This window comes from Pseudomonadota bacterium (assembly GCA_011049115.1).
GTDB lineage: Bacteria > Desulfobacterota > Anaeroferrophillalia > Anaeroferrophillales > Tharpellaceae > DSCM01.
The window spans coordinates 1-2,847 of the sequence record DSCM01000044.1 but is presented as its reverse complement, the minus strand read 5'-3'; the positions used below and the strand labels follow the sequence as shown (position 1 = coordinate 2,847).

Genomic DNA, 2,847 nt, shown 5'->3' with positions numbered 1-2,847 from the left:
TTTAAAAACCATATACAGAAAAGGTCGCTGTGGGTGGTCAATTTTCCGTAATCACTAGCTCTTTAACTGATCAATTTTAGAGTATCACAACCAGCCGTTACCCTTTCCGGGCCAAAGAGCGAAAAAGGGATTGACAAGCGCGCCCATCTCGGCTAAAAGTCCGCATCTTCGCGGCGGACGTTGGTTTTACCTGGGCGCAGAAGATTTGTGGGCCATTAGCTCAACTGGCAGAGCAACTGACTCTTAATCAGTAGGTTCGCGGTTCGATTCCGCGATGGCCCACCAGTAAAATCAAAAGGCTTAGCTGACATTTGTTAGCTAAGCCTTTTTTCTTTTCTGAGGTTGGGGGCCGGTTTGGGGGCCACTTGGTTTCATTTCGCCACTTTTTATTTGCGGCCTGAAAACCCGTTACCCGCTCTCAAAGTAACTCTTCCATAAGGGTAACACAACGTCATGCTTCCGATACCGGAATCCACTCGAAGGTAGCCTGGGTCTTCAAGTCGGGCGATGATCGTCTATTCCAGCTTTTCCTCGGTGAATTTCACACCTCACCATTTACCTTTCATCATCTCAGAGATTCCACTCCACCTTCAGAAGACGCTCTTTTATTTGGGTTAACGTCTTGAGTATCAGCTGCTCACCCGGCAATTCTCCATAGACCAGCCCACTGAAATCATCTGTGTAGGTTGCCTTCAAGCCACCCCAGCACTCCTCAACATCGTGAAACAGCAAAGCCTCAGCCGGATGATGCGTAAGCCAGTCATTATTATTCCTGAAACTTTCCACATCATCCCGGGCGACCTTGAGCAGGAGCGCAGTAAACTCATCGGAGTCAAAGAAGCTACTGAGCTCTTGGTTACCCAGTATTTTGTGGAGATCATAGACATGGCGAATCTTCATTTTCAGATCTTCCATAGGTGTCTCTGTGTAACAAAAGCGCACCAAACTCATGATTTTCTCGCACAAGGTTCGGTTCACCTGGAGCACATTCACCTGAAATGGCCGCAGGCCAAACTCCTCTATCTTCCCATTCTGCCCTTGTTCTTCCATCATGTCGTGGATGTATGAAGACAAGACATGGGGGCTGTAGGGTTCGGAATAGCCATACCATGTCGTCTCAACCACGATAACATTCCTTGCTTGACCGAACCTGCCGTCAAATAGTTGCGGATGCTTGTGTACCGTCTTGCGATTCATTCCCATTTTCCGGGTCAGTCCTGCAACCTCAAATTCGGGAAGCATGGGGGCTGCTACAACTTTGCCGATCTTCTTTATTTTTCGCTTAAGATGATTGTCTGTTTCTCCGTCACGGCGTTTGACCACCAGATCAATATCCTCTGAAAAGCGTTCAATCAGCCCAAAACATTTGGAAAGCGCCGTTCCCCCCTTAAAAACCGTCTCCTCAGCAATCGGATCGTGAAAGATGGCATGCAGCGCATAGGTGACCCAGTAATCCTTTTCGATAAAAATTTCCGGAATATTCAACTTCGCCGCAGTTGCAATCACGGCCTGGCGAAAAAGCGTCTTGTTTTCATGCAGCCTCACTTGATATTCCACCGGGAGGCGGAGGACAGGACATCGGCAGCTCCGGTAATTTTATATGAGGTCAAGGGATTGAGGGACTTTTTCAATTTCTCCACCATCTCTCCGCAACCGAAATCATCGAGGATCGCACCAAGCAGGGCGCAGGTGGCCGGCTGGTACTTCATAGCCAGCCTGATGGTGACTTCCTGTTCTTTTTTGCCGAGGCTCGAGACAAGCGTCTGCAAGGTTTTACAGCTGTTGCTGATGGAAGAATCCGGAATTTTTTTGATAAAACGCAAGCCATCTAGGATCTGGAGAAGGGGAATATTTTCATCGCTTATACTGTTTTTTTGCTTCACAAAAGAGATGGTGTATTTCCCTCGTCTGAAGGCCGGTCGTACTTCATTTTTGCCGATCTGGATGATGCTGCCAACCTGGGTCGTAAGACCGAAAGAGTTATAGACGCTGAGTCCGGTAAGATACCCTTCAACCTTGCCCTTACGATACAGCAGATCCTTCACCACCTGATACTGTTCAGGCGGCAACTCTCCGAAGGGTGATCGTTCAGGCTTATAAAATTTCCCCTTGGCAAGATTGACAATCGCCCCTGAAGCAGCTAGCCGATTCAGGGCTTTTGCCAAGGCCTCCGCGCTTTTCACCTTTTGAGTAAAATCAGCATAGGTGAAAACATAGCCTTTTGGGAAACGAGCAACTATATTCTTTATATATTCAGCATCTTTCATGGATAAACGCCCATAGAAAAAAGCCCTATTTGTCCAGTTTTTTTCATTAAAAACAGGACAAAAAGAAACATAACGATAACTTCATGCCGTTAGCCTGCACTGCCCACTTTTTCCAGTAAGTCCAGCATGGCGCTGACCGGCCAGATACAATCGCGCACACCTTTTGCGGTGCAGGGACGCTCGGCCAGCCAGGCGCCGGTACGATACGGGGCCGGCGCCGTTACCGAAGCATTATCGCATTCGAGCATCCAGCCCAGCTCCTGCACCATCTGATTGAGGGTGCCCTGCACCGAGCGGTTGCAGTCGTTGTCGCAGACCAGCGGTGACAGCAACTTTTCGGCAGCCACCATGTGCCGCTCTTCGGCCCCCACCTTGAGCAACGTGTTCATATAACCGTCACGGAAATACCAGTCCAATCCAGCGAAGTCGTTCTTCTTCAGCGCCGGGACAAAGACTATACGCCTGGCCCGGGACTGCTTTTTTTCTTTATCCCAGTAGGAGATCGACTCATAAGCGTAAGTGAAACCGGTTTTCTTGTTCGTCTGATACACAATGGCAGCCATGGGCAACTCCTCCGTTT

Annotated in this window: 3 protein-coding genes and 1 tRNA gene; 1 reads left to right on the top strand and 3 read right to left on the bottom strand. The window is 48.9% G+C overall.

Translation table 11 applies throughout. From position 1 onward, the window contains the following. The first annotated feature begins 209 nt into the window (after positions 1-209). Positions 210-285 (top strand) — tRNA-Lys (locus ENN66_03845). A 285-nt stretch (positions 286-570) separates the two neighbouring features. Here the strand turns inward: ENN66_03845 and ENN66_03840 are convergent. From ENN66_03840 to ENN66_03830, 3 genes are all read right to left on the bottom strand, one after another. Beyond that, positions 571-1,545, bottom strand: a complete 975-nt coding sequence (locus tag ENN66_03840) for a nucleotidyl transferase AbiEii/AbiGii toxin family protein (protein HDS15739.1) — start codon at positions 1,543-1,545, stop codon at positions 571-573. After that, positions 1,542-2,267 carry a hypothetical protein gene (locus ENN66_03835; protein ID HDS15738.1) on the bottom strand — a complete coding sequence of 242 codons (726 nt, stop codon included), beginning with the start codon at positions 2,265-2,267 and terminating at the stop codon, positions 1,542-1,544. The genes ENN66_03840 and ENN66_03835 overlap by 4 nt, the downstream gene beginning before the upstream one ends. An 89-nt stretch (positions 2,268-2,356) precedes the next feature. After that, positions 2,357-2,830, bottom strand: coding sequence for a hypothetical protein (locus ENN66_03830; protein ID HDS15737.1), 474 nt, complete (start codon positions 2,828-2,830; stop codon positions 2,357-2,359). Positions 2,831-2,847: the final 17 nt, after the last annotated feature.